Origin of the sequence: Amycolatopsis regifaucium (assembly GCF_001613935.1) — a bacterium.
Classification (GTDB): Bacteria; Actinomycetota; Actinomycetes; order Mycobacteriales; family Pseudonocardiaceae; genus Amycolatopsis; species Amycolatopsis regifaucium.
Map to the genome: position 1 here is coordinate 316056 of NZ_LQCI01000052.1, position 26553 is coordinate 342608.

Annotated in this window: 35 protein-coding genes; 17 read left to right on the top strand and 18 right to left on the bottom strand. The window is 68.2% G+C overall.

Translation table 11 applies throughout. The annotated features are described in order from the left end of the window. Positions 1 to 134 precede the first annotated feature (134 nt). On the bottom strand, positions 135 to 503 hold the full coding sequence (locus tag AVL48_RS36995; protein WP_061980866.1) for a hypothetical protein: 369 nt from the start codon (positions 501 to 503) through the stop codon (positions 135 to 137). A 144-nt stretch (positions 504 to 647) separates the two neighbouring features. Further along, positions 648 to 1055: a VOC family protein gene (locus tag AVL48_RS37000; RefSeq protein WP_061980865.1), complete on the bottom strand. Its 408-nt coding sequence runs from the start codon at positions 1053 to 1055 to the stop codon at positions 648 to 650. Positions 1056 to 1332: 277 nt separating this feature from the next. Between AVL48_RS37000 and AVL48_RS37005 the strand changes: the two genes are divergently transcribed. Both AVL48_RS37005 and AVL48_RS37010 read left to right on the top strand, forming a co-directional pair. After that, positions 1333 to 1812, top strand: a complete 480-nt coding sequence (locus tag AVL48_RS37005) for a DUF2975 domain-containing protein (RefSeq protein ID WP_061980864.1) — start codon at positions 1333 to 1335, stop codon at positions 1810 to 1812. Further along, positions 1812 to 2024 carry a helix-turn-helix domain-containing protein gene (locus AVL48_RS37010; protein WP_061980863.1) on the top strand — a complete coding sequence of 71 codons (213 nt, stop codon included), beginning with the start codon at positions 1812 to 1814 and terminating at the stop codon, positions 2022 to 2024. Before AVL48_RS37005 ends, AVL48_RS37010 begins: the two co-directional genes overlap by 1 nt. A gap of 6 nt (positions 2025 to 2030) precedes the next feature. On the opposite strand, the gene AVL48_RS37015 is transcribed toward AVL48_RS37010, so the two are convergent. Continuing rightward, positions 2031 to 3344: a cytochrome P450 gene (locus tag AVL48_RS37015; RefSeq protein ID WP_061980862.1), complete on the bottom strand. Its 1314-nt coding sequence runs from the start codon at positions 3342 to 3344 to the stop codon at positions 2031 to 2033. A gap of 71 nt (positions 3345 to 3415) precedes the next feature. Here AVL48_RS37015 and AVL48_RS37020 point away from each other — a divergent pair, with 71 nt between their 5' ends. After that, positions 3416 to 4033: a UdgX family uracil-DNA binding protein gene (locus AVL48_RS37020; protein ID WP_061980861.1), complete on the top strand. Its 618-nt coding sequence runs from the start codon at positions 3416 to 3418 to the stop codon at positions 4031 to 4033. Positions 4034 to 4045: 12 nt separating this feature from the next. On the opposite strand, the gene AVL48_RS37025 is transcribed toward AVL48_RS37020, so the two are convergent. Next, a complete protein-coding gene (locus tag AVL48_RS37025; RefSeq protein ID WP_061981130.1) occupies positions 4046 to 4240 on the bottom strand; it encodes a hypothetical protein in 195 nt (64 codons plus the stop codon). An 82-nt stretch (positions 4241 to 4322) separates the two neighbouring features. Then, a complete protein-coding gene (locus AVL48_RS37030) occupies positions 4323 to 5285 on the bottom strand; it encodes a TIGR03557 family F420-dependent LLM class oxidoreductase (protein ID WP_061980860.1) in 963 nt (320 codons plus the stop codon). A 112-nt stretch (positions 5286 to 5397) separates the two neighbouring features. Between AVL48_RS37030 and AVL48_RS37035 the strand changes: the two genes are divergently transcribed. The 3 genes from AVL48_RS37035 (at position 5398) to AVL48_RS37045 (ending at position 7032) form a co-directional block, all read left to right on the top strand. Continuing rightward, positions 5398 to 5730, top strand: coding sequence for a hypothetical protein (locus AVL48_RS37035; RefSeq protein ID WP_061980859.1), 333 nt, complete (start codon positions 5398 to 5400; stop codon positions 5728 to 5730). A gap of 64 nt (positions 5731 to 5794) precedes the next feature. Further along, a complete protein-coding gene (locus AVL48_RS37040; protein WP_061980858.1) occupies positions 5795 to 6247 on the top strand; it encodes an ATP-binding protein in 453 nt (150 codons plus the stop codon). Then, positions 6244 to 7032, top strand: a complete 789-nt coding sequence (locus AVL48_RS37045; RefSeq protein ID WP_061980857.1) for a SigB/SigF/SigG family RNA polymerase sigma factor — start codon at positions 6244 to 6246, stop codon at positions 7030 to 7032. The genes AVL48_RS37040 and AVL48_RS37045 overlap by 4 nt, the downstream gene beginning before the upstream one ends. 181 nt (positions 7033 to 7213) lie before the next feature. On the opposite strand, the gene AVL48_RS37050 is transcribed toward AVL48_RS37045, so the two are convergent. Next, positions 7214 to 7678 (bottom strand): hypothetical protein, encoded by a 465-nt coding sequence (locus tag AVL48_RS37050; protein WP_061980856.1) that lies wholly within the window; start codon positions 7676 to 7678, stop codon positions 7214 to 7216. 97 nt (positions 7679 to 7775) lie between these two features. Continuing rightward, positions 7776 to 8237, bottom strand: a complete 462-nt coding sequence (locus tag AVL48_RS37055; protein ID WP_061980855.1) for an SRPBCC family protein — start codon at positions 8235 to 8237, stop codon at positions 7776 to 7778. Between the two features lie 137 nt (positions 8238 to 8374). Between AVL48_RS37055 and AVL48_RS37060 the strand changes: the two genes are divergently transcribed. Genes AVL48_RS37060 through AVL48_RS37085 form a run of 6 tightly spaced genes read left to right on the top strand, consistent with a single transcriptional unit; the run spans position 8375 to position 13001 of the window. Beyond that, positions 8375 to 8788, top strand: coding sequence for a phage holin family protein (locus AVL48_RS37060; RefSeq protein ID WP_061980854.1), 414 nt, complete (start codon positions 8375 to 8377; stop codon positions 8786 to 8788). Beyond that, entirely contained in the window at positions 8785 to 9090 is a 306-nt protein-coding gene (locus AVL48_RS37065) for a DUF3618 domain-containing protein (RefSeq protein WP_061980853.1), read from the top strand. Before AVL48_RS37060 ends, AVL48_RS37065 begins: the two co-directional genes overlap by 4 nt. Continuing rightward, complete coding sequence (locus AVL48_RS37070) at positions 9087 to 9353, top strand: DUF4235 domain-containing protein (RefSeq protein ID WP_061980852.1); 267 nt, start codon at positions 9087 to 9089, stop codon at positions 9351 to 9353. Before AVL48_RS37065 ends, AVL48_RS37070 begins: the two co-directional genes overlap by 4 nt. 15 nt (positions 9354 to 9368) lie before the next feature. Further along, positions 9369 to 10664, top strand: coding sequence for an NAD(P)/FAD-dependent oxidoreductase (locus tag AVL48_RS37075; RefSeq protein ID WP_061980851.1), 1296 nt, complete (start codon positions 9369 to 9371; stop codon positions 10662 to 10664). A 13-nt stretch (positions 10665 to 10677) separates the two neighbouring features. Further along, on the top strand, positions 10678 to 11181 hold the full coding sequence (locus AVL48_RS37080; RefSeq protein WP_061980850.1) for a hypothetical protein: 504 nt from the start codon (positions 10678 to 10680) through the stop codon (positions 11179 to 11181). Between the two features lie 29 nt (positions 11182 to 11210). Further along, on the top strand, positions 11211 to 13001 hold the full coding sequence (locus AVL48_RS37085) for a thiamine pyrophosphate-requiring protein (RefSeq protein ID WP_061980849.1): 1791 nt from the start codon (positions 11211 to 11213) through the stop codon (positions 12999 to 13001). Positions 13002 to 13004: 3 nt separating this feature from the next. Here the strand turns inward: AVL48_RS37085 and AVL48_RS37090 are convergent, their stop codons facing one another. The 3 genes from AVL48_RS37090 to AVL48_RS37100 are packed head-to-tail and all read right to left on the bottom strand — an operon-like array spanning position 13005 to position 14841. After that, complete coding sequence (locus tag AVL48_RS37090) at positions 13005 to 13766, bottom strand: glucose 1-dehydrogenase (protein WP_061981129.1); 762 nt, start codon at positions 13764 to 13766, stop codon at positions 13005 to 13007. A gap of 58 nt (positions 13767 to 13824) precedes the next feature. Continuing rightward, positions 13825 to 14421: a TetR/AcrR family transcriptional regulator gene (locus AVL48_RS37095; RefSeq protein ID WP_061980848.1), complete on the bottom strand. Its 597-nt coding sequence runs from the start codon at positions 14419 to 14421 to the stop codon at positions 13825 to 13827. 33 nt (positions 14422 to 14454) lie between these two features. Next, positions 14455 to 14841 carry a winged helix-turn-helix transcriptional regulator gene (locus AVL48_RS37100; protein ID WP_061980847.1) on the bottom strand — a complete coding sequence of 129 codons (387 nt, stop codon included), beginning with the start codon at positions 14839 to 14841 and terminating at the stop codon, positions 14455 to 14457. An 84-nt stretch (positions 14842 to 14925) separates the two neighbouring features. Between AVL48_RS37100 and AVL48_RS37105 the strand changes: the two genes are divergently transcribed. The 3 genes from AVL48_RS37105 to AVL48_RS37115 all read left to right on the top strand — a co-directional run bounded on the left by AVL48_RS37105 (position 14926) and on the right by AVL48_RS37115 (position 17737). Then, positions 14926 to 15450, top strand: coding sequence for a GNAT family N-acetyltransferase (locus tag AVL48_RS37105; protein WP_061980846.1), 525 nt, complete (start codon positions 14926 to 14928; stop codon positions 15448 to 15450). A gap of 212 nt (positions 15451 to 15662) precedes the next feature. Further along, complete coding sequence (locus tag AVL48_RS37110; protein WP_061980845.1) at positions 15663 to 16853, top strand: cytochrome P450 family protein; 1191 nt, start codon at positions 15663 to 15665, stop codon at positions 16851 to 16853. A 26-nt stretch (positions 16854 to 16879) separates the two neighbouring features. Then, the gene (locus tag AVL48_RS37115; protein WP_061980844.1) at positions 16880 to 17737 is read left to right on the top strand and encodes an LLM class F420-dependent oxidoreductase; all 858 of its coding nucleotides are present in this window, start codon (positions 16880 to 16882) and stop codon (positions 17735 to 17737) included. On the opposite strand, the gene AVL48_RS37120 is transcribed toward AVL48_RS37115, so the two are convergent. After that, entirely contained in the window at positions 17718 to 19118 is a 1401-nt protein-coding gene (locus AVL48_RS37120) for a serine/threonine-protein kinase (RefSeq protein WP_061980843.1), read from the bottom strand. The two genes, AVL48_RS37115 and AVL48_RS37120, sit on opposite strands and share 20 nt — an antisense overlap. A gap of 230 nt (positions 19119 to 19348) precedes the next feature. Between AVL48_RS37120 and AVL48_RS37125 the strand changes: the two genes are divergently transcribed. Together AVL48_RS37125 and AVL48_RS37130 are read left to right on the top strand one after the other, a co-directional pair. Continuing rightward, a complete protein-coding gene (locus AVL48_RS37125) occupies positions 19349 to 20041 on the top strand; it encodes an IclR family transcriptional regulator (RefSeq protein WP_061980842.1) in 693 nt (230 codons plus the stop codon). Between the two features lie 356 nt (positions 20042 to 20397). Further along, positions 20398 to 21960, top strand: a complete 1563-nt coding sequence (locus tag AVL48_RS37130) for an amidase (protein WP_061980841.1) — start codon at positions 20398 to 20400, stop codon at positions 21958 to 21960. 114 nt (positions 21961 to 22074) lie between these two features. Here AVL48_RS37130 and AVL48_RS37135 read toward each other — a convergent pair whose 3' ends face one another. From AVL48_RS37135 to kstD, 7 genes are all read right to left on the bottom strand, one after another. Beyond that, positions 22075 to 22254 (bottom strand): hypothetical protein, encoded by a 180-nt coding sequence (locus AVL48_RS37135; protein WP_061980840.1) that lies wholly within the window; start codon positions 22252 to 22254, stop codon positions 22075 to 22077. Next, a complete protein-coding gene (locus AVL48_RS37140) occupies positions 22251 to 22928 on the bottom strand; it encodes a hypothetical protein (protein ID WP_061980839.1) in 678 nt (225 codons plus the stop codon). Before AVL48_RS37140 ends, AVL48_RS37135 begins: the two co-directional genes overlap by 4 nt. A 39-nt stretch (positions 22929 to 22967) precedes the next feature. Further along, entirely contained in the window at positions 22968 to 23318 is a 351-nt protein-coding gene (locus tag AVL48_RS37145; protein WP_061980838.1) for a hypothetical protein, read from the bottom strand. A gap of 20 nt (positions 23319 to 23338) precedes the next feature. Further along, complete coding sequence (locus AVL48_RS37150; protein ID WP_061980837.1) at positions 23339 to 23638, bottom strand: hypothetical protein; 300 nt, start codon at positions 23636 to 23638, stop codon at positions 23339 to 23341. Continuing rightward, the gene (locus tag AVL48_RS37155) at positions 23635 to 23952 is read right to left on the bottom strand and encodes a YbaB/EbfC family nucleoid-associated protein (RefSeq protein ID WP_061981128.1); all 318 of its coding nucleotides are present in this window, start codon (positions 23950 to 23952) and stop codon (positions 23635 to 23637) included. Before AVL48_RS37155 ends, AVL48_RS37150 begins: the two co-directional genes overlap by 4 nt. A gap of 89 nt (positions 23953 to 24041) precedes the next feature. After that, positions 24042 to 24590 carry a TetR/AcrR family transcriptional regulator gene (locus AVL48_RS37160; protein WP_061980836.1) on the bottom strand — a complete coding sequence of 183 codons (549 nt, stop codon included), beginning with the start codon at positions 24588 to 24590 and terminating at the stop codon, positions 24042 to 24044. 137 nt (positions 24591 to 24727) lie between these two features. Beyond that, positions 24728 to 26464, bottom strand: a complete 1737-nt coding sequence (gene kstD / locus AVL48_RS37165) for a 3-oxosteroid 1-dehydrogenase (RefSeq protein WP_061980835.1) — start codon at positions 26462 to 26464, stop codon at positions 24728 to 24730. Positions 26465 to 26553 lie beyond the last annotated feature (89 nt).

Here is a 26553-nt window from a genome sequence, read left to right on the forward strand (position 1 = left end):
GGGATTGGTTGACCGGAACCCTTGATTCGGGCAGAACAATCAACGGGATGCGTGGTGGAGCACGTCTCGTGAGTGGCAGGGATGGTCAGAACCGTCAGCACCGCTCCCGACTTACCTGCTGTTCGGGACCGGGCCTAGTTGCGGTTCCCGTAGGACTGCTCGCACGGGTATCCGTCACGGTCGGCGTCCCAGCTCAGCGGACGGCCCGCGGCCACCCAGGCGTTGAACGCGTACTCGAACGAGTACCCCTCGGAGAGAAGCCGCTGACACGAAGTGAGCCGCTGGACCGCGGGCGTCCGGGTGACCGTCATCGGCGGCTCCACGACGACCACGGAAGTGGGCGGCGGCGGTGCGACGACCACGGCGGTGGTCGTCGACGGCGGCGCGAGTTCGCGCACCACGGTGACCGGGGTACCGACGGTGGGCGTCCCGCAACCGCCCAGTCCCCCGGCGGATACGGCGGCACCTGCCGAAACCAGCAGCGCCGCGATCTTCCTGTTCATCTACTTGCCTCCCGATGGAACCGCCGGATGCTCTCCAGAGGAGGTCGGCGGTTCCACCGGTGTCATGACACGAATCGCGTGATCGAGGCCGTAAGTCCCCGGAGGCCGGGAGTTATGGCAGGGCAGGGACCGGGCCGGAAAGCCCTAGGACTGGACGACGTTCACCATCCACGAGATGCCGAACTTGTCGGTGCAGGCGCCGAATTCGTCGCCCCACATCTGCTTTTCGAACGGGACCGAAACCGTGCCTTCGGCGGACAGTTTCTCCCAGTATCCGCGCAATTCCGCACCGTCGTCACCACTGAGGCTGACCGACACATTGGTGCCCGGGTTGTGCTCCATTCCCGGCGGCGTGTCCGAGGCCATGATCGTGTACCCGCTCGGCGATTCGAGCTGGGCGTGCATGATCTGGTCCGCCACGGGCGAGTCCGCCATCCCGTATTCGCCGAACGTGTTCAGCGTCAGTTCCCCGCCGACCACCGACTTGTAGAACTCCATGGCCTGGCGGGCGTCACCGGCGAAACTGATATAAGGGTTGAGACGAGAAGCCATCGAACGCTCCTTCGGATCGGTTCACCGAGCATCCTGGCAGACCCCGCGGAACGCGACAATGACGGAACTACGGCCGGGTGAATCCGGCAGGGGGCCGAAAATTCAACGCGGTTCACCGAACGCGGTGAGCGAATTCCCGAATGCGCCTTTTCCGGCGAGCGTCGTTGTGACGGCCCGCCCGCAGACGTCTACCCGGGAGCACGAGAAGGACGCATCTTGGATCGCTGGACGATAGCTACCGATTGACTTTCGATAGATAACGCGCGAAGATCGATGCATGCTCACAGCGCAACGGGCGGTCGCGCCCCTCAGAGTGTTCCTCGTGCTCCTGTTCGGGATCCTGGTGCTCTTCCAGGTCATGTCCCTGCCCGGGCAGTTCGCGCACATGGCCCGCCAGAACCCCGACCTGGCCTACCTGCGCTGGCCCGCGACGGCCGTTTCCGTCTTCTGGGTGCTGTGCGTCCAGGTCGTGGTCGTGGCCACCTGGCAACTGCTCACCCTGGTCAAGAAGGACCGGATCTTCACCGAAGCGTCGTTGAGGTGGGTGGACGCGATCGTCTGGGCGATTCTCGCCGGTTGGCTCGTGCTCGCGGGCGTGTTCCTCTACGTGGGCTTCAACGCCAAGGACCCGGGCCTGCCACTCCTGTTGTTCCTGGCGTTGATCGGCGTCGCCGTACTGGGCCTCCTCATGGTGGTGATGCGCACGCTGCTGCGCCAGGCCACCACGCTGCGGTCCGATCTGGAACAGGTGATCTGATGCCGATCGTCGTCCGCATCGACGTCGAACTGGCCAAACGCAAGATGAGTGTCGGCGAATTCGCCGAACTCGTCGGCCTCACCCCGGCGAACGTGGCCGTGCTGAAGAACGGCCGCGCCAAGGCGGTGCGGTTCAGCACCCTGGAAGCCATGTGCCGAGTACTCCAATGCCAGCCCGGCGACCTGCTGGAATGGGTCGACGACGAAGCCTGATCGGGCTCAGCCGGAGACCAGCTCGAACTTCAGGTGGAAGTTGTCGAGCGTCGCGGGCAACGGCCGCTCCGGACCGAGGACGGCACCCGAAACCAGCTCGAAACGACGGTCGCGGATCAGGTGGGCGAGCATCGTGCTCGCGCAGAACAGCACCAGATCGCGGCCGGGGCAGATGGCGGGGCCGGCGCTGAAGGGCACCAGCGCCGGATTGGCCGCCGCGCTGCCGTCCAGCCAGATTTCGGGTTCGAACCGGTCGGCATAGGGCATCGACTCCGGATCGCGGTGGAAGAACGGGGTGAAGATCAGGATCGTCGTCCCCGCCGGCCCCCACGCGGTATCGGCGGTGCTCTCGCGCAGCAACGCCGGCGTGGTCGGCCACAGCCGGACCGATTCGAGAGCGCAGGCACGCAGGTAGGCGAATTGATTCGGCTGGGCCAGATCGGCGTCACCGAGTTCCTCGTCGGCCCGTTCGCGGGCGGCGGGATGGGTGGCGAGCAGCGCGAGGGCGCGGAAAGTGACGATTCCGGCCGCGTCGAACGCGAAAAGCCAATGGGCGACCTGGTCGGCGACGACCTCGGGTTTCCGTTCCTCGGTGGCGGAGGCGATGACCTCGGCGAGGCTGCCGGGTTCGACCCGCTCCAGGTGCTCGATCAGCCGCTTGCGGAACCGCTCGTGCAGTTCCTCGCGGCGGGGATGCGCGTAGGCCCAATTCGCGTCTTTACGCAGCCGGGCGAGCATGTCGGTGAGTTCGTCGTCGCCCGCGGCGGACTCGCCGAGGGTGACCTGCCGGACGATCCGCCACCAGGCGAGGTTGAAGGTGTCCCAGTCCAGGGTCCCCTTGTCCCACAAGGACGCCGCTTCCTTGGCGATCACCGTCGCGAAGGGGGCGGCGAGGTCGTGGAGCGGACGGCCCGGTTCGAGGACCTCCTCGTTGAACCGACGGCGCGGCGGCCGGTCGGTCGCGTCCGAGATCAGCACGCCGTGCGGCTGGAAGTGGCCCAGCGCGGCCCTCTTCTCCTTCGTCGACGGGCTGAACGGCACCGGCGCGGCGGCGAGCACCTCGGCGACGTCCTCCGCGGAAAGCGCCAGATCGACCGAACGCCCTGGCACCCGCAGCCGCAACGGCCCCGGCCCGTATCGGGCCCTGAGCCGACCCAGCAAGCGCACTGCCGGGCGGTCCACCTGCAGTTTCTGCGCAGCGGCCAAGCCGAGCGGCCGCCGCTTGATCACCCCGCCCGCGAGCGTGGGCAGCACGACCTGCACGGCGACGCGGAGCGTGTCCTGAATGGAGGCGGTGGCCGGTTCGGTGTTGGTGACCATGACTCCCGGCTACCCATCGCGATGGGCGCGAAACCGGTTTGACCGGGTGGTGGGCCGGGAAATCGCTCGAAATGGCGACCAAGGCACCCGGGGCGGATCCGCCCGAAACCACTGACCTGGACCGGCTCCGTGAGGCGGCGTCCTCCTGTCACGGATGTGATCTCTACCGCGACGCGACCCAGACCGTCTTCGGCGAGGGGCCCCGCAAGGCGGAGATCATGGTGGTCGGAGAACAGCCCGGCGACCAGGAAGACCGGGCGGGTGCGCCGTTCGTCGGACCGGCCGGACGGCTCCTCGACCGGGCCCTCGACGAAGCGGGTTTCGATCGCCGGAAGATCTACGTCACCAACGCGGTCAAACACTTCAAGTTCAAACGCGACGAACGCGGCAAGCGGCGCATCCACAAGACGCCGTCGAAGACCGAGATCGTCGCGTGCCGTCCGTGGCTGCACGCGGAACTGGCGGCGATCCGTCCGGAGCTCTTGATCTTCCTCGGCGCGACAGCGGCGAAGGGGCTGCTGGGCGACGACTTCCGCATCACCAAAAGCCGTGGCGAGCGGATCGAGCTCCCCGAATTCGACCTCACCGCCGTCGCCACGGTCCACCCGTCCGCGGTGCTGCGCGCGCCGGACCGCGACGAGGCCTATCAGGCCTTCGTCGCGGACCTCGTGGCGGCGCGCGGCCGTTGATTCACCGCTGGATCAGGCCACTTCGGAGCTGCGACCGCTGCTCGCGTGCAGGCCGAGCATGTCCAGCAGCCTCGCGCAGTCATCGGCGCTCGTCGCCCGTGAAGCGACGGCGAGCGCCGCCTTGCGGCGCACCGCCTGGTACTCCGGGGAGTCTTGGCCCTCCGGGAGCAGGTCAGGTACCGAGTGAAGTCCGAGTTCGTTGCTCATCATTCCCCCTTCAGGTGAAGGCCGACGTAGGGCCAAGTACCCACGACAGCCGGCTTAAACACAGGTGACTCCGTTCGGATGATCAGCCGCGCAACGCCGGAAGCAGCTTGTCCTCGGCGAACCGGAGGAAACCTTCCTGCTGATCGCCGCCGATCTGGATGAGGGCGAGGTCGGTGAAGCCCGCCGCCTCGTACTCGGCGGCCTGCTTCACGATCTGGTCGACGTCCGGTCCGCACGGGATGGCCGCGGCGACGTCCTCCGGTTTGACGAACTGCGTGGCCCCGGCGAACCCCGACGGCCCCGGCAGCTCGGCGTTGACCTTCCAGCCGCCCGCGAACCAGCGGAACTGCTCGTGCGCGCGCCGGACGGCGGCGTCGCGGTCCTCACCCCAGGACACCGGCATCTGGGCGATCTTCCGGCTCGGCGGGCCGAGTTTGGCGGCGTCCCACTCGCGGCTCAGCGATTCGTCCGGCTCGACCGCGATCATCGCGTCGGCGACCGGGGCGAACCTGGTCACCGACTGTGACCCGGACACCGCCACCGCGATCGGGACGCGCTGCTCCGGGAGGTCCCAGAGCTTCGCCGAATCCACCCGGAAGTGCTCACCCGCGTAGTTGAAGTACCCGCCGTCGAACAGCCCGCCGATGATCTGGAGTGCTTCGGCGAGCATCTCGTGGCGAACGTTCGCCGGTGGCCAGCCCTGGCCGATGACGTGCTCGTTGAGGTTCTCCCCCGCGCCGAGGCCGAGGGTGAACCGGCCGTCCGAGAGCGCCTGGATGGTCGCCGCCTTCTGCGCGACCACCGCCGGGTGGTACCGCATGGTCGGGCACGTCACAAAGGTCATCAATTCGACCCGTTCGGTGCTCTGGGTCACCGCTCCCAGTACGCTCCACGCGTACGGCGAATGGCCCTGTTCATCCAGCCAAGGTGAGTAATGGTCGCTCATCACCTCGAAGTCGAATCCCGCCTCCTCCGCCCCGGCGGCGTACTTCACCAGGTCCTTCGGTCCGGCCTGTTCGGTCATGAGCGTGTAGCCGATACGCATCGAAGCCTCCCTTCGCGTCTGATCACCGCGTACCCACCCGTTGTCGAGGTCAACCGAAGGTTTATCCGGCGAATCGATCGGGGTACCTGCCCGGGTGAGAGAGGAGTCACGGATGCCTCAGCAGGGTTGGAGCGACAAACGAGAACGTCAGTACGAGCACATCAAGGAATCGGCCGAGGACCGGGGCGTGAGCACCGACCGCGCCGAGGAGATCGCCGCGCGCACGGTCAACAAGAACCGCGCGCAGGCCGGCGAGTCGCGCGAGGCGAGCCGCTCCTCCCTCGAGGACATGTCACCACAGCGACGGGGTGGCAAGCGCTCGGGCAATCGGCTGGGGCCGAACGGCCCGACCAAGGACCAGCTCTACAACGAAGCGAAGAAACGCAACGTCAAGGGCCGGTCGAAGATGTCCAAAAAGGAGCTTCAGCGGGCCCTCGGCCGTTGATCACGCGTCCCGCGGCGGGTCCCCTCCGCGGTTGTCATACGGCCACGGACGGATAGGTTTGAGAATGGATGCACACGGACGGGGCCGCCTCACCCCCCAAACCCGGCCTCAGTCGGACGGCTTGGTCGACCAGGTCGAGCTTCGCCTCCCTGCGGAGGCGGAACAGATTCCTCTCGTCCGCACGCTCACCCATGGGGTGGTGGCGCGTGCGGACTTCGGCTTGGACGCCATTTCAGACGCGAAGATGGCCGTCGACGAAGCCTGTTCACAACTCGTCCAGCCCGCGGAACTGGGAGCCGTGCTGTGCTGTGTCTTTCACGAGATTCCGGAGGGCATCGCCGTCTCGATCTCGACGCGGACTTCGAAGCCCTTCTTGCCGAGCGAAACGACGTTCGGCTGGCATGTCCTGACAACCTTGACGCGCTCGGTGACGGCGCGCGCCGAGCCGATTCCCGGCGAAGTTGGGGGTATCACGACGATCGAACTCGTCCTGACCCCGGGAACGAGCGACGGGTGAGCGGCGAGCGCAAGACACTCGCACGGCAGGCGGACGACTACGCCCAGTGCGAGCCGCTCTTCGAGGAGTTGTCCACCCTGCCGGCGGACTCCCCGCGCCGCCAAGAGGTGCGGGCCCGGCTGGTCACCGAACTGCTGCCCCTCGCCGAGCACATCGCCACCAGGTTCTCCGGCCGGGGCGAGCCCCGCGAAGATCTGGTGCAGGTGGCGCGGATCGGGTTGATCAACGCGGTCGATCGCTTCGATCCCGCCCGGGGCCACGACTTCCTCTCCTTCGCCGTGCCCACGGTCATGGGCGAGGTCCGGCGGCACTTCCGCGACACCGGCTGGTCGGTCCGGGTTCCGCGGCGGCTCAAGGAACTCCACGTTTCCCTCAGCCAAGGGACGGCCGCGCTGTCCCAGACTCTCGGACGTGCGCCGACGCCGACGGAACTCGCCGAATACCTGGGCCTCGACATCAACGAGGTGCGTGAAGGCCTGCTCGCCGGCCAGGCGTACCAGACGTTGTCGGTCGACAAGCCGGTGCACGACGACGCCACCGAAGCCCTTTCCCTCGCCGACACTATCGGTGAGGAGGACCACGAGATGGCCTTGGTGGAGAACCACGAGGCGCTGCAACCGCTGCTGCGGGAACTGCCGAAGCGGGAGCGGGCGATCCTCGTGATGCGGTTCTTCGGCGGCTACACGCAGACGCAGATCGCCGAGAAGGTCGGCATCTCGCAGATGCACGTCTCGCGGCTTCTTTCGCAGACGCTGGACCAGCTGCGAGGAAAACTCTCGGAGTAGGCGCCCCACGCCTCGTGGGCGCTGAAGATCGGTGCGGTACATGATGGCCCCCTTCCTTGCGCCTGGCGCAAGGAAGGGGGCCATCATGTACTTGGGGGCCGCAGGGCACAGCCCAAACGTCCGTGAAGGCCTCCTTCCCTACCTTGAGAGTAGGGAAGGAGGCCTTCACGGACTTGTTTTCCTACGGCGTCGTATACGGCGCGTGCTGTTCGATCGACGGGCTGGCCGTCGGGAAACGCCCTTCCTGGCCGGGAACCGGAGCCACCGTGGTGCCCTGCTGTTCGGGCTCGACACGCTGCCTGGGGCGGTTGATCACCGCTTCGGCCTCCTGCTCACCGCGGATCCGGGAGAGCACGCTCAGCGTGATCCCGTGGGCGATGGCCAGGACCAGCAACAGCACACCCAGTCGGCCCACCACACCCGGCAGGTCACTGCCGCCGATGTCGACCGTCGACAGCAACGCCAGCACGCCCAGGGTCGCGAGGTGGAACAACACCGTGATGAGCCAGGTCATGGACGCCCCGGCGGCGGGATCGCCGTGCGAACCTCGCAGGTAGCGCTTACCGCTCTGGTAGATGATCAGGCCGTCGAGCATGACCAGCGCCACCCCGATGACGAGGAAGGCTACGTATGCGTTGGTAGTCATGCCGGGACGCTCCCTTCGTAGAGGACCTCACCCACAGAGATACCCGGGACTTCCACCTGGAAAACGCGCTTTTCCAGGCGGAAGTCCCGGGTATGGGTCAGCTGCCGGGGCGGTCGACGTCGCCGCGCCAGGCGCCGGTCTCGTGACCGCGGCTCTCGATGAACTCCTTGAACCGCTTCAGGTCGCTCTTGACCCGGCGGTCGAGGACACCGAGCTTGTCGGCCACGTTTTCGACGAAGCCCTCGGGGTCTATGTCCATCTGCGCGGTGACCCGGGTCTTGTTGTCGTCCAGGCGATGGAAGGTGATGACGCCGGCGTGGTCCGGACCGGAGTCCGACGTCCACGCGACGCGCTCGTCGGGGTGCTGTTCGGTGATGGTCGCGTCGAATTCCCGGCTCACCCCACCGAACTTGGTCACCCAGTGGGTGTGGGTCGCGTCGATTTGACGGATCTCTTCGACGCCTTCCATGAACTGCGGGAAGGACTCGAACTGAGTCCACTGGTTGTACGCGGTCTTGACCGGTACGTCGACGTCCACCATTTCGGTGATCGTGCTCATGCATCCTCCTGTCGGTTGGGTGCTGTTCGAGCCGGCACTCTCTCGGCTACCCGGCGCTCCCCGCGCTGAAACTCGCCGTGATTGACCAGCCGTACTCCCGGGTACCCGGCGGACAGAACACTCCGAGGAGGTGCTCCATGATCGAGGAAATCCACCGGAAGCCGGCGGCGGACAAGTCGATCGGCGAACTGGTCTCCGACCTGAGCGACGAGGTCAAGCACCTCGTCCGCGACGAGATGCGGCTGGCCGTGGTCGAATTGCAGGGCAAAGGAAAACGCTTCGGGCTCGGCGCCGGGCTGTTCGGCGCGGCCGGCGTCTTCGCCCTGTTCGGCCTGGCGACCCTGATCGCGGCGGTAGTGCTGGCACTCGCTCTCGTCATGCCCGCGTGGCTGGCGGCCGTGGTGACCGGCGCCGCACTGCTGCTGATCGGCGGCCTTGCGGCCGTCGTCGGCCGCAAGGAGGTCGCGAGTGCGACCCCGCTGATGCCGGAAGAGGCCATCGAAGGCGTCCGCAAGGATGCCGACACCGTCAAGCAGGGGGTGCGCTCATGAGTGATTTTCCCAAGAACGCCGAAGAAGCCCGCGCCGATCGCGACGTGACTCGCGAGGAACTCACCGAAACCCTCGACGCGCTCGGCAAGAAACTCGACGTGAAGGCCCGCGTGCACGACAACCTGGACGCCAAGGTCGACCAGGCCAGCGAAAAGATCGCCGAAAAGGTTTCGGAGCCGGCCGCGCGAAAGTTCCGTCAGGGTGCCGAAGTCGTCCGCGCCAACCCATTGCCGGTCTTCGCCGGAGTTCTCGCGCTCCTCGTGACGATCCGTCTGATCATGCGAAAGAGGTCTTCGTCGTGAACAAGGTTCTCTACAAACCGATGAACATGGTCATCAGCGCCCTCGGCGGGATCCTCGCCGGGGCGGCGTTCAAGCAGATCTGGAAACGCGTCAGCGGTGACGAGGACGCGCCGGACGCCATGGACCGGGACTTCACCTGGGCCCAGGTGATCGTCGCCGCCGCCGCGCAGGGTGCGATCTTCGGCGCGGTGAAGGCGGCCACCGAACGAGCGGGCGCGATCGGTTACCGCAAGGCGACCGGCGACTGGCCCACCAAGGACTGACCCGGAAGGGTGACGATGCGCGTAGTGATCATCGGCGGCGGTTTCGCCGGCTACAACGCCGCCAAGACCCTGCTCAAATCGGTCGACGACGACACGGAAATCGTCGTGCTGAACCCGACCGATTACTTCCTCTATCTCCCCTTGCTCCCCGAAGTCGCCGCCGGAATCCTCGAACCCCGGCGGATCTCGGTGTCCATTCCCGGCACCCTGCGCGGCGTGCGCCTGGTGCTCGGCACCGCGACGTCGGTCGACTTCGACGGCCGGACCGTGAGTTACACCGATCCCGAGGATCGCGAACACCACATCGGATACGACAGGCTCGTGCTCGCCGCGGGCAGTGTCAACAAACTGCTGCCGATCCCTGGGGTGCCCGAGTACGCCCACGGTTTCCGTGGTCTTCCCGAAGCCCTCTACCTCCGTGATCACGTCACACGGCAGATCGAACTCGCCGCCTCCGCGACGGATCCGGCCGAACGCGACGCACGCTGCACGTTCGTCGTGGTCGGTGCCGGATACACCGGGACCGAGGTCGCCGCGCAGGGTCCGGCCTTCACCGACGCGCTCGCCGCGCGGCATCCCGAACTCGAAGGCCAGAAGATCCGGTGGCTGCTGCTGGACGTGGCCGAACGCGTCCTGCCGGAACTCGACCGGCGGCTCGGCAAAACCGCCGACGAGGTGCTGCGGGCACGCGGGGTCGAGGTGCTGATGAAGACCTCCGTCGACAACGCCGACGAAAAGGGCGTGACGCTGACCTCCGGCGAATCCGTGCCGACCAACACCCTCGTCTGGTGTGTCGGGGTCCGGCCGGATCCGCTGATCGAGGACCTCGGCCTCAAGACGGCCAAGGGCAGGCTGGTCGTGACCGCACAGCTGAACGTCCCCGGACGGCGGGACGTCTACGCCTGCGGTGACGCGGCCGCGGTGCCGGATCTGACCCGGCCGGGCGAATACACCCCGATGACGGCACAGCACGCCGAACGCCAGGGGAAGCTCGCCGGACGGAACGTGGCCGCGTCACTGGGACACGGCTCGCACGGCACCTACCGGCATCACGATCTCGGCTTCGTCGTCGACCTCGGCGCCCACCAGGCCGCGGCGAATCCGTTGCACATCCCGCTTTCCGGTCTCGCGGCCAAGGCGGTCACCCGTGGCTACCATCTGCTCGCCATGCCGGGTAACCGGCTGCGGACCGCCGCCGACTGGGCACTGGAAGCGGTGGGCAAACGGCAAACCGTGCAGTTAGGACTCGTCCGGTCGGGCTCGGTGCCATTGGACACCGATTCCCCGGAACTCCCCCGGACCAAGTGTTAGAGGAAAGGTGATCATGTCCGCCGAACCCGATCCCGTCCGCGCCGAAGGCCCCTCGGTCGTCACCGACGGTGGCAACGAAGCGGCGAAACTCGTCGTCCTCGACCCCGCCGGCGAAGGCAAGAACGGCGAGCTCCCGGCGACCTGGCGTCCGCTCACGGCCCAGCGTCAGGTGATCTGGTGCCGTCTGCCGGTGGACGGTGCGTTGACCCAGGCCGACGATGTGGTCGGTGACGCGGAACCCGGCGGGCCGCCGATCGATGTCGTGGCGAGCGGCGAGGCGGCCGGAGACGCGTTGCGGCTGGCGGAACGGCACCCGCGCGCGGTCGGCCACGTGCTGCTCGTCGATCCCGTACCCGACGAGACCTCCGAACTGGCCGAGCGGGTGCGTTCGGCCGGGACCGTGGTCGAAGTGCTCCCCCACAGCACGGGCGAACCGTTCAACCGGGTCCCGCCGCCGTTGCCCCTCGGGCATCCGGACGTCGTCGCCGGGCTCACCAGGATCCTCGAGGACGTTTAGCCGCCGGACGGCGGCGGTATCCGCCGCCCATGAGCGAAACCGTTGCGGACCACGTTCTGGCCAGGCTGCGCGAATGGGACGTCGAGCAGGTCTTCGCCTATCCCGGGGACGGGATCAACGGGCTGGTGACCGCGTTCGGCGCGGCGGACAACAGACCTCGCTTCGTGCAGACCCGGCACGAGGAGATGGCGGCGTTCGCGGCCGTCGGGTACGCGAAACTGAGCGGTCGGCCGGGCGTCTGCATGGCGACGTCCGGCCCGGGCGCGATCCACCTGCTCAACGGCCTGTACGACGCCAAACTCGACCACGTGCCGGTGGTCGCGATCGTCGGGCAGACGGCGCGCAGCGCGATGGGTGGCAGTTACCAGCAGGAGGTGGACCTCCAGGCGTTGTTCAAAGACGTCGCGAGCGAGTACCTCGTCGAGGTGAATGTCCCCGAACAGCTGCCGAACGCGCTCGACCGCGCCCTGCGCACGGCCATGGCCCAGCGCGCTCCCACCGCGCTGATCATCCCGGCGGATCTGCAGGAAGAGCCCTATCACCCGCCACAGCACGAGTTCAAGCACGTGCCGTCCTCCCCGCCGGATCACCCGCGGGCCAGTGTCGTCCCGCCGACCGAAGAACTCACCCGGGCCGCGGAAGTGCTGAACGCGGGCGAAAAGGTCGCGATCCTGATCGGGCAAGGCGCGCGCAACGCCGTGACCGAGCTGCGTGAGGTCGCCGAACTCGCCGGCGCCGGAGTGGCGAAAGCGTTGCTGGGCAAGGATGTCCTGCCCGATGACCTGCCATACGTCACTGGCTCGATCGGCCTGCTCGGGACCCGGCCCACCTACGAGATGATGCGGGACTGCGACACCCTCCTGATCGTCGGTTCGAACATGCCGTACGCGCAGTTCCTGCCGGAATTCGGCCAGGCCCGTGCGGTCCAGATCGACATCGACCCCCGGTTCCTCGGGTTGCGTTATCCGACCGAGGTCAACCTGCTCGGCGACGCGAAGAGCACCTTGCAGCAGCTGATTCCTTCGCTGGAACGCAAAACCGAGCGGGGCTGGCGGGAGAAGATCGAGAAGAACACCGCCGAATGGCAGGAGACCGTGACCCGCCAGGCGATGCTGGAGGCGAATCCGGTCAACCCGATGCGGATCGTGCACGAGCTGTCCGAACGGATCCCCGAAGACGCCATCGTCACCGCGGATTCCGGTTCGGCCACCAACTGGTACGCCAGGAATCTGCGCATGCGCGGCCGGATGCGGGGCACGCTGTCCGGCACGCTGGCGACGATGGGTTCCGGCGTCCCGTACGCGATCGGCGCGAAGTTCGCCCATCCCGACCGGCCGGTGATCGCGCTGGTGGGCGACGGCGCGATGCAGATGAACGGGATGGCCGAACTGCTGACCATCGCCCGGTATCGCGAACTGTGGGCGGATCAGCGGTGCGTCATCTGCGTGTTCCACAACGGCGATCTGAACCAGGTCACCTGGGAGCTGCGCGCCATGGGTGGCTCACCCAAATTCGAACCCTCGCAGAGCCTGCCGGAAGTGTCCTATTCGGACTTCGCGCTCCAAGTCGGCCTCGGCGGGATCGCCGTCGACGATCCCGCCCGGCTCGGGGAGGCGTGGGACGTCGCGCTGTCGGCCGATGTGCCGACGGTGCTCGACATCCGCTGCGACCCCGAGGTGCCGCCGATCCCGCCGCACGCCACCTTCGAGCAGCTGAAGTCGATGACCGAAGCCGTCCTCAAGGGCGAGCCCGACGCCTGGCACATCGTGACGCAGGGGATCAAGACGAAGATGCAGGAACTGCTGCCTTCGCGCCGCTGACGCTCAAGCGGTGACGCCGCCGTCGAGGACGATGTCGTGCCCGACGACGTACGCGGACTCGTCGGAGGCCAGCCAGAGTACCGCCGCGGCGATCTCGTCGACCGTGCCGATGCGGCCCAGCGGGATGACCGCGGCGAGCCGTTCGGCACGGTCGGCCTCGGTCTCACCGGGCCGGAAGGACATTCCGGTGTCGGTGGCGCCGGGGCTGACGGCGTTGATGCGGATCCCTTCGGCGATGTGGTCGCGGGCGGCGGTGCGGGTCAGCACACTCACGGCGGCCTTCGAAGCGGCGTAGGCGGCCATGCCGGGCAGGCGGTTGTGCGAGCCGATGTTGGACGCCATGTTGACGATGACTCCCCCACCGCTCGCCCGCATCCGCGCGATCTCGTGCTTCATGGACAACCAGGTGCCGGTGAGATTGGTACGTATGACGGCGTCGAACCCGTCTTCGTCGAGATCGGCTGTCGGCGCCGGAGTGCCGAGAACACCCGCGTTGTTGAACGCGATGTCGAGCTTTCCGTGCCGCCGCACGGTTTCGGTGACAAGGCGCTCGACTTCGGCGCCGACACCCACATCGGCGGCCACCGCGTCGGCCGCGCCGCCCTCGGCCTCGATCTCCTTCACCGTCTGCCGCAGTTTCTCGCTGTCCCGACCGGAGACGACGACCTGCGCGCCTTCGCGCGCGAAGGCCGCCGCTGTGGCGCGGCCGATGCCGGAACTTCCGCCGGTCACCAGCACGACCTTGCCGCTGAAACGCTTCCCCACCGTGCTCACAGTACCCAACTTTCTGGTCCGATCGTTCTAGTATTCGGAGCTGAAAAAATCATCGCGACCGGGCGGCATCGAGGACCGCGAGAGCCTGCTCCGCCGTCGCCTTGGCCCGTGGCGCCGGATCCGGCCCCTTGCTCAGCACCCGCATGCCCTGCAGAACGGTGAGCAGGAAGCGGGCGAGCGCCTCCGGATCGGTGGCGGCGTCGAGTTCGCCTTGCGCCTTCGCCCGGCTCAACGCCATCCGCAAGGCCAGCTCGAGCGCGTCCCAGCTGCGCTCGACGGCGCGGGCGACCTCGGGATCCTTCGGCATCATCTCCATCGCGGCGTTGACGACGAAACAGCCGTCGCGCCCCGATTCATCGAGAATTTCGGCAAGATAGCGCTCGATGAGCCGCCGCACCCCCGCGAGCGCGGGCCCCGGTCCGGCGAAGTCCTCGACGAACCGCTCGTTGCCCCGGGCGATGTAGCGGTTCAGCGCCGTCAGGTACAGGTCGTGCTTGGTACCGAAGGTCGCGTAGAGACTCGCCTTGCCGATGCCCAGCGCGGCGACGAGGTCGTTGACCGAAGTGGCCTCATATCCCTGCCGCCAGAACAGTTCCAGCGCGGCGTCGCAGGCCGCGTCGACGTCGAATTCCTTCACCCGGGACACGAGAGGAAGACTAGCCGTATCTGTAACAGTCGGTCAAATAAGCGGCAGTGTGCGATGGGTCTCGTCGTAGGCCGACCGGGCCTCCTCCACCTTCGGCAGGTTCTCCGTCGACCAGACCGAGAGGGTCGCGAACAGCGGCGCCAGGCTTCGCCCCAGGTCGCTGATCTCGTACTCGACCCGCGGTGGCACTTCCGCGTGATAGGTCCGCGTGAGGAGGCCGTCGCGTTCCAGTTGCCGCAGCCGCTGGGTCAGCACCTTCGGCGTGATCGTTCCGATCCGCCGCTCGAGTTCGACGAATCGCAGCCTGCCGAACTCGTTGAGTGCCCACAGAATCGGCGTGGTCCAGCGACTGAAGACGAGGTCGACCACCGGGGCGATCGGACAGGCCTGCTCAGGGGTCGGCAAAGCGTCGGCTCGCATGGGACCAAGTTACGCGGCTCCGGGTTGCCGAGTCGTCATGATCCGGACACCTCCTCGCCCCCGAAGGCGGCGTAACGTTCTGTTATGGAGTTGACCACCGAGAGGCTCGTCGTCCGCGAGTGGTCCGAGGACGACGCCGAAGCCGCGCTGGCGATCTACGGCACCACTGAGGTGACCCGCTGGCTCACCCCGGCGATGAACCGGGTGGCCGACGCCGCGGCCATGCGTTCGGTATTGCAGGCCTGGCACCAGGCACAGCCCAATCTCGTGCCGCCGCGCGGGAGATGGGCGGTGCAGCGCAAGAAGGACGGCGCGGTCGTCGGCGGGCTGGGCATCCATCTGCTGCCCCCGTACGAAGAAGACCTGGAGATCAGCTGGCAGCTGCATCCGGACGCCTGGGGCGAGGGATACGCTTGCGAGGCCGCCCGCGCGCTGATCGGCTGGGCGTTCACCCAGGACACGGACGAACTCTTCGCCGTCGCGCGGCCGAACAACGTGCGCGCCATCGCGACCGCGAAACGGCTCGGAATGGCCTGGGTCGGGGAAACCGACAAGTACTACGGGCTCCGCCTGCAGGTGTACCGGATCCGGCACACGGACCTCGTCTAGGCCCGCTGGTCCACACGCGACATATCGCCCGTCCGCGGTGGCGACGATCCACCCCCGCGGGACCCCGGACCGCGGCCTCGGCCTCGTCGCTGACCGCGAGCAGCCCACAGCCGCTGTCGGCGTCCCAGCGCGTCGCGCGCGTTGCACTCGCACGCAAATCGAGATACCGTCACCATTCAGATGATGAAAACATCCGAACTGGGAGACCTGCCTTGTCCGACGTTCCCGAGATCTCCTTGACCGACCCCCAGGTCCTGCACGACCCCTTCACCGCCTACAGCCCCGCCCGCGAGCGCTCCCCGGTCGCCAAACTGGTCGCACCAGGACTGGCGATGTGGGCGGTCCTGCGCCACGAAGAGGCGCGGAAGATGCTGAGCGACCCGCGCTTCGCCTTGAGCCCGAACAGCTACCAGCGGATGGACATCCCCGACCATTGCCGCCCGTACATGCGGACCATGCAGGAGGCCGAAGGCGCGGAACACCTGCGGCTCCGGCGACTCGTCTCCCCCGCGTTCACTCCGCGCAAGGCCGCCGCGCTCCGGCCGGGCATGGAACGGCTCGTGAACGAACTCCTCGACGGTTTCGCCGGGGAAAGCCAGGTGGACCTGATCACCGCGTTCGCCCGCCCGCTGCCGATGGACGTGATCTGCGCACTGGTCGGCATCCCCGAAGCCGACCGCCCACGCTGGCGTGAGTACGGCGCGACGGTCGCGGCCGGGGACGGCGCGGGACTGGCGAAGGCGGTCCCGGGGATCGTCGAGGACTCGCTCGCCGCCATCGCGCACCGGAAGCTCGAACCCGCCGAAGACGTCGTCTCGCAGCTCCTCCAGATCCAGGCCGACGACGGGGACAGGCTCAGCGAAACCGAATTGGTCGCACTCGTCTGGCAACTCGTCCTGGGCGGCCAGGTGCCCGGCAACCTCATCGCCAACTCCGTCGAAACCCTGTTCGCCCACCCCGCCCAGCTGGCCGAACTCCGCGAAGACCCGGCGCTCATGCCGGGCGCGGTCGAGGAACTGATGCGCTGGTGCAGTCCTCAGCTGCTGACGATCCCCCGGTTCACCACCGAGCACGTCCGGATCGGCGACGTCCTGATCCCCGAGGGAGAACCTGTTACCGTAGCGATCCCGGCGGTGAACCGCGACCCGAGGACGTTCCCCGACCCGGAGGTCTTCGACATCCGGCGCGCGGCTGGACCGGCATGGCACCTGGCGTTCGCCCACGGACCACATTTCTGCCTCGGCGCCTCGCTGGCCAGGGCGCAGACCGAGGTCGCACTCACCGCCCTGCTGCGCCGCTTCCCCGACCTCGCGCTCACGGACGGTCTGCGGCGGATCCCGGATCCGGGCACGTGGCGGCTCGACGCACTGCCGGCCAGCCTGCGCGCGCCGGTTGCGGGCTGAAACACGTTCTAATAGCGTGACCGGCTGTGAGACACGGGATCGTACTGTTCACCAGTGACCGGGGCAGCACACCGGCCGCCGCCGCACAGGCGGCCGAAGCCGCCGGCTTCGACACCTTTCACGTGCCGGAACACACGCATATCCCGGTCAAACGGGAGGCTCCGCATCCGCGCACCGGCGACTCGTCGCTGCCCGACGACCGGTACCTGCGCACGCTGGATCCGTGGGTGGCGCTGGCCACGGCGGCGTCGGTGACCACGCGGATCCGGCTCGCGACGGCGGTGGCCCTCCCCGTCGAGAGCGATCCGATCACGCTGGCGAAGACGATCGCCAGCCTCGATCACCTCTCGGCCGGGCGGGTCACCCTCGGCGTCGGCTTCGGCTGGAACATCGACGAACTGACCGATCACGGCGTCCCCGCCGGCAAGCGGCGGACAGTCCTGCGCGAGTACCTCGAGGCGATGCGAGCGCTCTGGACGGACGACGAAGCGTCGTACGCGGGCGAGTTCGTCTCGTTCGGCGCGAGCTGGGCGTGGCCGAAACCGGCGCAGGCACGTATCCCGGTGATCGTCGGCGCCGGCGGGACGGAGAAGACCTTCCGCTGGATCGCGAAGTCGGCCGACGGCTGGCTCACCACACCGGGTGACACCGACATCGAGGGCAAGGCCCGGCTGCTGCGCGAGATCTGGCACGAAGCGGGCCGCGACGGCGAGCCGGAGATCTCGGCGCTCGGGGTGCGCCCGGATCCGGAAAACCTGGCCGGGCTGGAAGCGGCCGGGGTCACCGAGACGATCTTCGGTCTCCCGGACCGCTCCCCCGGCGAGGTCGAAGCGTGGCTCCAGCGCCTCGCCGGGAAACTCGGCCTCAGCGCTGGGAATCGATGAGGTAGCGGCCGTCCTGCTGCACCATGACGAACGTGGCCCGCTCCGTCGTCGTCCCCCCGGACGCCTTGAGGTAGGTCAGCGTCGCCGTCACCGTGGTGCCGGATTCGGACACGTTCGACACGGTCACCCCGCGGTAGTCCTTCCAGAAGTTCGAGTACCGCTCGAAACTCTGGTTCTTCGCCCGCTTGAAGTTGTCCGTCAGTGTCGCGAACCCGGCTTGGAGATTCCCGGGGATCAGCGCGTAGTAGGCCGCGAGCGCCTGCCCGGGCGTCTGCGCGGGAGGCGGTGGCGCCGAGGATGACGTGGACGGGGGCGGCGTTGACGACGACGGGGCCGAGGAGGGCGGCTGCTGCGGCTGCGGTTCGGCGGACGACGACGGTGTCGGTGTCGGCGTCGGGGCGGCGGAGCTGGCCGGCGGCGCCCCGGCCGAGGGGTTGTCCCCCCTGTTGGCGAGCACCACGACCACGGCCGCGACGGCCGCCAGCACGAGGAATCCGGCGATCACACCGATCAGTGCGCCCTTGCGCGCCCGCGGCGGCGGCTCCTCGGCGACCAGTGTCGTCGGTTCTCCCGCCGCCAGCGCCCGCAGCTCCCGCTCGGTCTCGGCCATCGTCGGCCTGCTGTCCGGCCGGACGTCGAGCAGCCTGGTCAGCAGCGGGGTGAGAATGCCCGACCTGACCGGCGGGGTGATCTCCCCACTCGACGCGCGGTACAGCAGCGCGATGGGGTTCTCCGCCGTTCCGTAGGGCGTACCGCCTTCGAGCGCGGTGTACAGCGTCGCGCCGAGCGAGAACACGTCGGAAGCGGAGGTCGCGTCCTCGCCACGGGCCACCTCGGGCGCCAGGAACGCCGGTGTCCCGGAGATCTCGCCGGTCGCGGTGAGCTGGACGTCGCCCATCGCCCGCGAAATCCCGAAGTCGGTGATCTTGACGGTGCCGTCCTCGCCGAGCAGGACGTTGCCGGGCTTGATGTCGCGGTGGACGATGCCCGCCCGATGCGCGGCCGCCAGCGCCGAGCACAGCTGGATGGCGAGGCGGATGACGTCGTCGACCTCCATCGGCCCGTCGCGCAGTTTGTCCGCGAGACTGGTCGAGGGCAGGTACTCCATGATGATCCACGGGCGGTCCTGCTCGTCGATCACGCCGAAGACGGTGATGGCGTGCGGATGGACCAGCCGCGCGGCGATCCTCGCCTCACGCAGCGCGCGATTCTTGGCCTCGTCGGCCTTCTGTTCCCCTTGCCCGTGCGGCAGAAGGAGTTCCTTGATCGCGACCGTGCGCTCCAGGTTGTCGTCGCGCGCCCGCCACACGGTGCCCATGGAGCCGCCGCCGACGGGCTCGATGAGGTCGAACCGGTCGGCGAGGCGGCGGATCTCCTCCATTGTCGACGTCCCCCTGGCAGGTTTGGTGTTCGCGCGAACCTTGCCAGCATGCCAGGAACGCGCCGGAGCGGCGGACCCGGCACGGCCGTTGCGGGCGCGGTGTCGGTCACGTCGCGGGCTGGACCGTTCAGCGGAACCCCGCCCTTCCGGCTGCCCGAAAGTTCGTATCCCGGTCCACCGGGCGCGCACTTTACTTCTCCGGTGTGACTTGTTCTCGGGAAAGGGCGGCGATGCGGGAAACCATCGGCGGGCGCGGCGTGCTCGAAGGCGCGTTCGCGTTGCTCGAAGCACTCAACGAGCACGGCGGGCGGGCCGGGCTGACCCAGCTCGTGCGTGCCACCGGGCTTCCGAAGACCACCGTGCACCGCCTTCTCGACCAGCTGACCGACCTCGGCGCGGTCGAACGGGCCGGCCACGGCTACCGGATCGGCTCGCGGGTGTTCCGGCTCGGCCGGTTCTGGCAACCCGAACTACGGGAGCTGGCCAAGGAATGGCTGCCGGCGCTTTCCGCGCGGATGCGCGTGAGCCTCGTGCTCGCGGTCCCGAGGGAGGGCCGCGCGCTGGTCGTGGCGGGCGCGGTCCTGCCGCCTGACGACGTCCCCGTGCGGCCGGGCGGCCCACTGCCGCCCGGGACCGCCGCCGGACGGCTTCTCGCCGCCCATCACCCCGCGCTCGCCGAACCGGACGCGGACGCGGTGGAGATCCGCGCGGCCGGGTACGCGGCCGAATCGGAGACCATCACCGCCGGGCTCGGTTGCGCGGCCGTCGGCATCAGGACACCGGACGGCCGGGTCGGCGCCGCGCTCGCCGCCGTCTTGCCCGCGCGACGCGACCCGGTTTCGACGGTCTCCGGATTGGCGAGCACCGCACGTTCTTTCAGTTCCGCTCTCGCCGAGTTTTCCCGGTCGAACCGGGCAGGATGATCGACGAACAACGAACAATTCCCGATCAATTCCGAGCACAGCGGCGAAGCAGAATTTCGGGCGGAATATTTCCGACGAAGTGCGCTGTTACGGCGAACCGGATCACGCTGCGTCCTCGGACGGCGCCACCGAGTGCCGAACCTCGACATTTTTGCTGATTCCAGCCCGTTTCCGTGATCGACCGCCTACCGGACAACACCCGGTCGACAATTCAATCCCCGTTTCCCTGCTCCATTCGGCGGTGCTGCCCGGAGGGGCGCCAAGTACCGTTCAGGCATTCTTTCGACCAAGGAGGGAATTCCTTGAACAGACGTTCTTTGAAAAGACGCGGCTCGGCCGTGTCCGCATTTCTCGTCATGGTGTTCGTCGCGTCCGCCACCGCGGCCGTCCCTGCGCAGGCCACGTCCCTTTCCGGACGGCCGGTCGTGGCCGGGATCGACCTGGAGCGGGCGACGATCCCCGATCTGCAGCGGGCGATGCGCTCCGGACGGCTGTCCTCGGTCGAGCTGACGGCGTTCTATCTGCATCGCATCCGCAAGCTGAACCCGACGCTGCACGCAGTGCTCAGCACGAACCCGGACGCGCTGCGCCTCGCCGCGGCCAGCGACCTGCGACGGCACCGGCACCAGTCGAAAGGCCCGATGGACGGCATCCCGGTGCTGCTCAAGGACAACATCGACACCGCGGACCGGCAGCCGACCACGGCCGGATCGACCGCGCTACAGGAATCCCGCCCCTACCGCGACGCCGGCGTGGTCGAGAACCTCCGCGAGGCCGGGGCGGTCATCCTCGGCAAGGCCAACCTGTCGGAGTGGTCGAGCTACCGCTCCACCAGTTCGTCGAACGGCTGGAGCCCGCTCGCCGGCCAGACCGCCAACCCCTATGTCCTCGACCGCAACCCGTGCGGTTCGTCGGCCGGTTCGGGGGTCGCGGTCGCGGCCCATCTGGCGACCGTCGCCGTCGGGACCGAGACGGACGGCTCGGTGACCTGCCCGTCCGGCGCCAACGGCATCGTGGGTGTCAAGCCGAGCCTCGGGCTGGTCAGCCGCAGCGGGATCGTGCCGGTGTCGAAACAGCAGGACACCGCGGGCCCGATGGCGCGCAACGTGGTCGACGCCGCGATCCTGCTCGCGGCCCTCAACGGCGCCGACCGCCGCGACCCGATCACCGTCGACGCCGCGAAGCAGTCGCTCGACGACTACACGAAATTCCTGGGCCCCCACGCTTTGCGCGGTAAGCGGATCGGTGTCTGGCGCGAGGTCTACACCCCGGACGACACGACCAAGGCGGCCTTCGAGCAGGCGCTGAGCAGGCTCCGGAAGCTCGGCGCGACCACGGTGGAGATCACGATCCCCTACCTGGACGTCATCGCGGCCAACGAGTTCCCCGCGATCAGGACCGAGTTCAAGCACGACATCAACGCCTACCTCGCGTCCACCGGCGGCAAGCACCCCGCCGACCTGGCCGGACTGATCCAGTACAACCTGGACCACGCGGCGGTCGAAATGCCGTACTGGACCCACAACCTGTGGGACCGGTCGCAGGCGACCACCGGCGATCTCACCGATCCGGCCTACCGCGCGATGCGGGAAGCCGCGACCAGCGCCGCCCGGCGAGGTCTCGACGAAACACTGCGCGGCAACGGTCTGGACGCGATCGTGGCGCCCACCAACAACGCCGCGTGGAAGACGCAGCTCGGGGTCGGCGACGGCGCGCTGCTCATCGACTCGTCCGGTCCGGCCGCGGTTTCGGGTTACGCCAACCTGACCGTCCCGATGGCGTACTCCGGCCCGTTGCCGCTGGGGCTGTCGATCATGGGCGGGCGGTTCAGCGAACCGTCACTGCTGGCCATCGCCTACGCCTTCGAGCAGGACACGAAGGTCCGGCGGTTGCCGACGTTCATCCCGTCCATCGGCTGACCTCGCGAGGTCAGGCAATGTGCCGTGAAGGCCTCCTTCCCTACCCTGAGAGTAGGGAAGGAGGCCTTCACGGCGCCCGGGTCGCCGGTCCGGCCAGGGAGGTGGAAGGAATCGCTACCAGGCCTTGCCGAACTTGAAGCGGAACTCCGGGTCCTCTTCGGCCGGCTTGCCCGCTCCCTTGATCCTGGCCTTGGGCTTGCCCGCCTTCTTGCGTTTGGCGGCCAGCGTCTCCGGATCCCACGGGTTCTCGAGCAGGCGTTCGGCGTCGGGCTCTTTCGCCGGTTCGTCTGTCACTGCGCGGCCGCGGGTTCCTTCGGCACCGGTTTGACCGCCCAGAGATCCGCGTTACCGGCGGGCTCGGCCATCTTCTTGACGTCGCTGAAATCGTTCGCCTGCCTGGCCAGGAAGACCCCCATCTGACGCAGGTCGCCCATCTTGCGGACGGAGTCTTCGACCAGGTCGCTGATGGCCTGGACGAACCCGTTGAGCACCCGGATGATGTTCCCCGCCTCGCCGAACGGGTTGATGAGGTCCTCGAGGAAGTTCGACGTGGCGTCCGCGATCTGGTTGGCGCACTCGCTGATGAACTTGATCGCGTCGGCATACGTCTCGTAGACGATGTCGATGCAGCTTTCCATCGTGCCCGCGATCTCGTTGAACACGCCTTCGTTACGCGAGATGCGCTTCGTCGCGTTGATCGCGTAGGTGTTGTACGAGTCGTACCCGCCGCCCTGCCAGTACGCGGCGAGGTTGTTGCGGGAGTCGTCGATCGCCGTCTCCGAGTCGACCATGTACCAGGCCTGGCCCCACCATACGGCCAGTTCCTCCATCCGGTCGGCGTTGCCGAAGAGGAGGTCACGGATCATGAACAGGGTGTCGAGCGCACCCTTGTGCTCGTGCTCCTCGGCCGCCTCCTGGACCTTCTTCGCGCTGTTCTCCGGCCATTCGGCCTTCTGGCGTGTCGGCATGATCTGTGCTGTTCCTTAAAGTCGCGGGAGTATCGGGGCCTAGAAGCGCTTGTTGGCGTCGTCGTCGCCCATGTAACCGAACCGCTCGTAGTACTCGGCGTCGCGGTTTTCGTACTCCTTGGCGACCTTGTCCAGGTTGTCGCGGACGTCGTCGATCTGCTCGATCCCGAGCCGCGTGGTCTTCAGGATGGTCTCGCGGGCGGCGTTGTAGTCGCGCGGGAAACCGGTCTTCATCCCGAGCAGCCCCATGTCGGTCTCCGCCATGGCCGCGTAGTCGGAACCGAGTCGGAGGAACTCGTTCCACGCGTTGCTCGCGGTCTGCCACGCCTCCGTGTTCTTGCGGAGGGCGTCCGGCACGACGTAGTAGCCGGTGCCTTCGATCTGAGCCAAGGTCGTTCTCCGTTCAGCGATCAGCGGGGGCGCGAGGCGGCGAGGGCCTGCTGCCTGAGTTCCTGCGCGTGCTCTTCGGCGGCGACGATCGCCTCCAGCAGGCTCGCGCTCAACGCGGGGGCGGTGGTGTACGGGAGGTTGTCGAGGTCGAGTTCGATCCGCTCCAGCCGTCCGGTGCCGGAGACCTCGATGACACCGAGGTCGTCGGGGATGTCGACCTCGATGGTCTGCGACCGGGCGTCCGCGAGCGCCCGCGACCGCGCCGCGTCACGCTCCTCGATCTCGCTGACCAGGTTCTCCAGCCTGCTCTTGCGGCTCACGCGCGCACCCCCGGGACGAGTCCGGCGGCCTTCTCACGACCGGCTGCCGCGGCCGCGGCACGGGCGGCGGCGATGGCCTCGATCGTGTCCGGGCCGATGTTCTGCGGGTAGGCCTGACGCAATGCTTCCGCGCTGACGTCGAGGTCGGTCAGCCGTCCGTCACCGTCCACCTCGGCCTCGACGAGGCCACTGTCCGAACGACCGGAGAAGCGTTCTTCGGCGTGCTCGGCGGCCAGGCGTTCGAATTCCGCGGCCTTCGCCTCCCACGCTGCCATTTCCGCAGCCGTGGGCGGCTCCCAGTCGTATCCGTTCATGCCCTGCATGTAAGCATCGTTGACTTTGCCGGAACGGCTGTTTCAGGACATCGCCGAAGACAATGTGGCCCAGATCACTCCGCCACTCGTCACCCCCTGGCGTCCGCCAGGAACGCGAGGCTGCGCTCGGCCTCCGCGACGGCGGAGCCGGACTCGACGTGGCCATCGATCACCAGCGTGGCCAGCCCGTGGAGCAGGCACCAGAGTGTGACGGGAAAGCCGCCGGGATCGTTCCGTTCGCCCACCCGTTCGGCCAGCACCGCACAGGTCACCCGGTGCGCCTCGGCGAGCTCCGGATACGCGGCGCGGTCCCCGATCCCGGCTCCGGACATCAGCCGGTACAACGCGGGATTCTCCACCGCGAAGCCGAGGTAGGAATGCCCGAGCGCGGTCACCGTCCCGGCACCGCAGGCCCGCAGGCACCCCTGCAACTCGGCGTGCCCTTCCAGGGCGACGGCCACGAGCAGCGCGTCCTTGTCACGGAAGTGTCGGTACGGCGCCGCGGTGGACGCGCCGACCTTCGCGACCGTGCCGCGCAAACTCACCCCCTCGGGGCCTCGCTCGACGAGGGCCTCCCGTGCGGCCAGTACGAGCGCACGACGAAGGTCCCCGTGGTGGTAAGCACGTTTGACGACCATGGCGGACCCCCCAGCCCTTGATGCCACGCGAACGCCCCACCTTAGCCGGTCCGCGGGCGACCAGCGGCGACGCACTGGGTGGATTTCGGGACGTCAGATGTCCCGAAATCCACCCAGTGCCGCACGAAAGGTGCGCCTCACCCGGCCAGATCGTTCGCCGCGACGTACCCGAACGTCATCGCCGGGCCGATCGTCGAGCCCGCACCCGCGTAACTGTTCCCCATCACCGCCGCGCTCGCGTTCCCGGCGGCGTACAGGCCGGGGATGACCGAGCCGTCGCCACGCAGCACCCGTGCCCGCGCGTCGGTCACCATTCCGCCCTTGGTGCCGAGGTCACCGGGGACGATCTTGAACGCGTAGAACGGCGGTTCCCACAGCGCGGCGAGGCAGGAGTTCGGCAGGACGTAGGGGTCGGTGTAGTAGTGGTCGTAGACGCTGGCACCGCGCCGGAAGTCACCGTCCACACCGGACAGTGCCTGGCCGTTGAACCGGTTGACCGTCGCGCGCAACGCCTGCGGCGGGACGCCGATCGCGGTGCCGAGCGCCTCCACGGTCCACGCCTTCTTGACCGCGCCCGCCGAGTACCACTCATCGGGAAGCGGTAGCAGCGGCGCGACATCGCGGAAGAGGTACCGGTTGCGGTAGTGCTGGTCGACGACCAGCCACGCCGGGATGGTGGGCGACACCGGGTTCCGGTCGTACATCGTGTGCACGACGTCGCTGTAGGGCGCGGCCTCGTTGACGAACCGCTTCCCCGTGCCGTCCACCATGAGCCCGCCGGGCAGCGTCCGCTCGGCGAGGCAGAAGTACGGCTCGCCGGGCAGCGGGATCGCCGGGCCCCACCAGGCGTCGTCCATCAGGCTCAGCGCCGCACCGGCCCGTTTCCCCGCCAGGATGCCGTCGCCGGTGTTCGACCGGGCGCCGACCGTCCACTGTGTACCGATCGGCTGGCGCTGGTATTCCGCCCGCATGGCGCCGTTGTGCTCGAAACCGCCGGAGCCGATGATGACGCCGCGCCGGGCCTTCACCACCCCCGCCGCGACGGTGACTCCGGTGACCTTCCCGTTCTCGATGACGAGATCGGTCAGGGGCGTGTTCAGCCACACCGGGACGCCTGCCCGCTGCAGGCCGGCCCGCAGTCCCGCGGCCAGCGACTGTCCCATGGTGAGCGCTTTCCGGCCGGCGAGCGCGGCGGCGGTGCCGCGCGCGAGGCAGGCGGCGGCCACGGCGGCGCCCTTCGGGTGGACCGCGGCCAGCGCGAGCCATTTGTAGTCCGCGCTGAAGACGACCATGCCGGCGGGCGTGGCGAGATAGGGCGGGTTCAGGTTGGCCAGTTCGGCACCCAGGATGGTGCCGTCGAGCTGGTCGGGTTCGATCGAGCGGCCCTCCGGCATCCCGCCGGGCAGTTCCGGGTAGTAGTCGCTGTACCCCTCCATCCACCGGAACCGCAGCGGGCTGTTGGCCATCACGAACGAGAGCATCGCCGGGCCGTTGGCCAGGAACGCCTGCTGCCGCGAGGCGGGGATCGACGGACCGACCACGGCGGCCAGATACCGCGCGGCCTGTTCCGGGGTGTCGCGGACGCCGGCCGCGGCGAGCACCGAATTGCAGGGGATCCAGATCCCCGCCCCCGACCGGGCGGCCGAGCCACCGAACTTCGCCGCCTTCTCCAGCACGACACAGCTGAGCCCCCGTTTGGCCGCCGTCAGCGCGGCGGTCATCCCCGCCGCGCCCGCGCCGACCACGACGACGTCGTACTCGCCGATCACCGCGCCGTCGGCCGAAGCCGTTCCGGCGAACGGCAATCCCGAAGCGAGCGCGATTCCGGTGCCGCGTAGAACCTGGCGCCGGGACAAGCGGAAGTCGGCTCCCATGAATCCTCCTCGCGTGGGGATCGAGCGAGGTCATGTTCTCCAGCCGGAGGCGAAAGTGAAACAAGTTCTACCCGCTTGGCGCAGGCCTG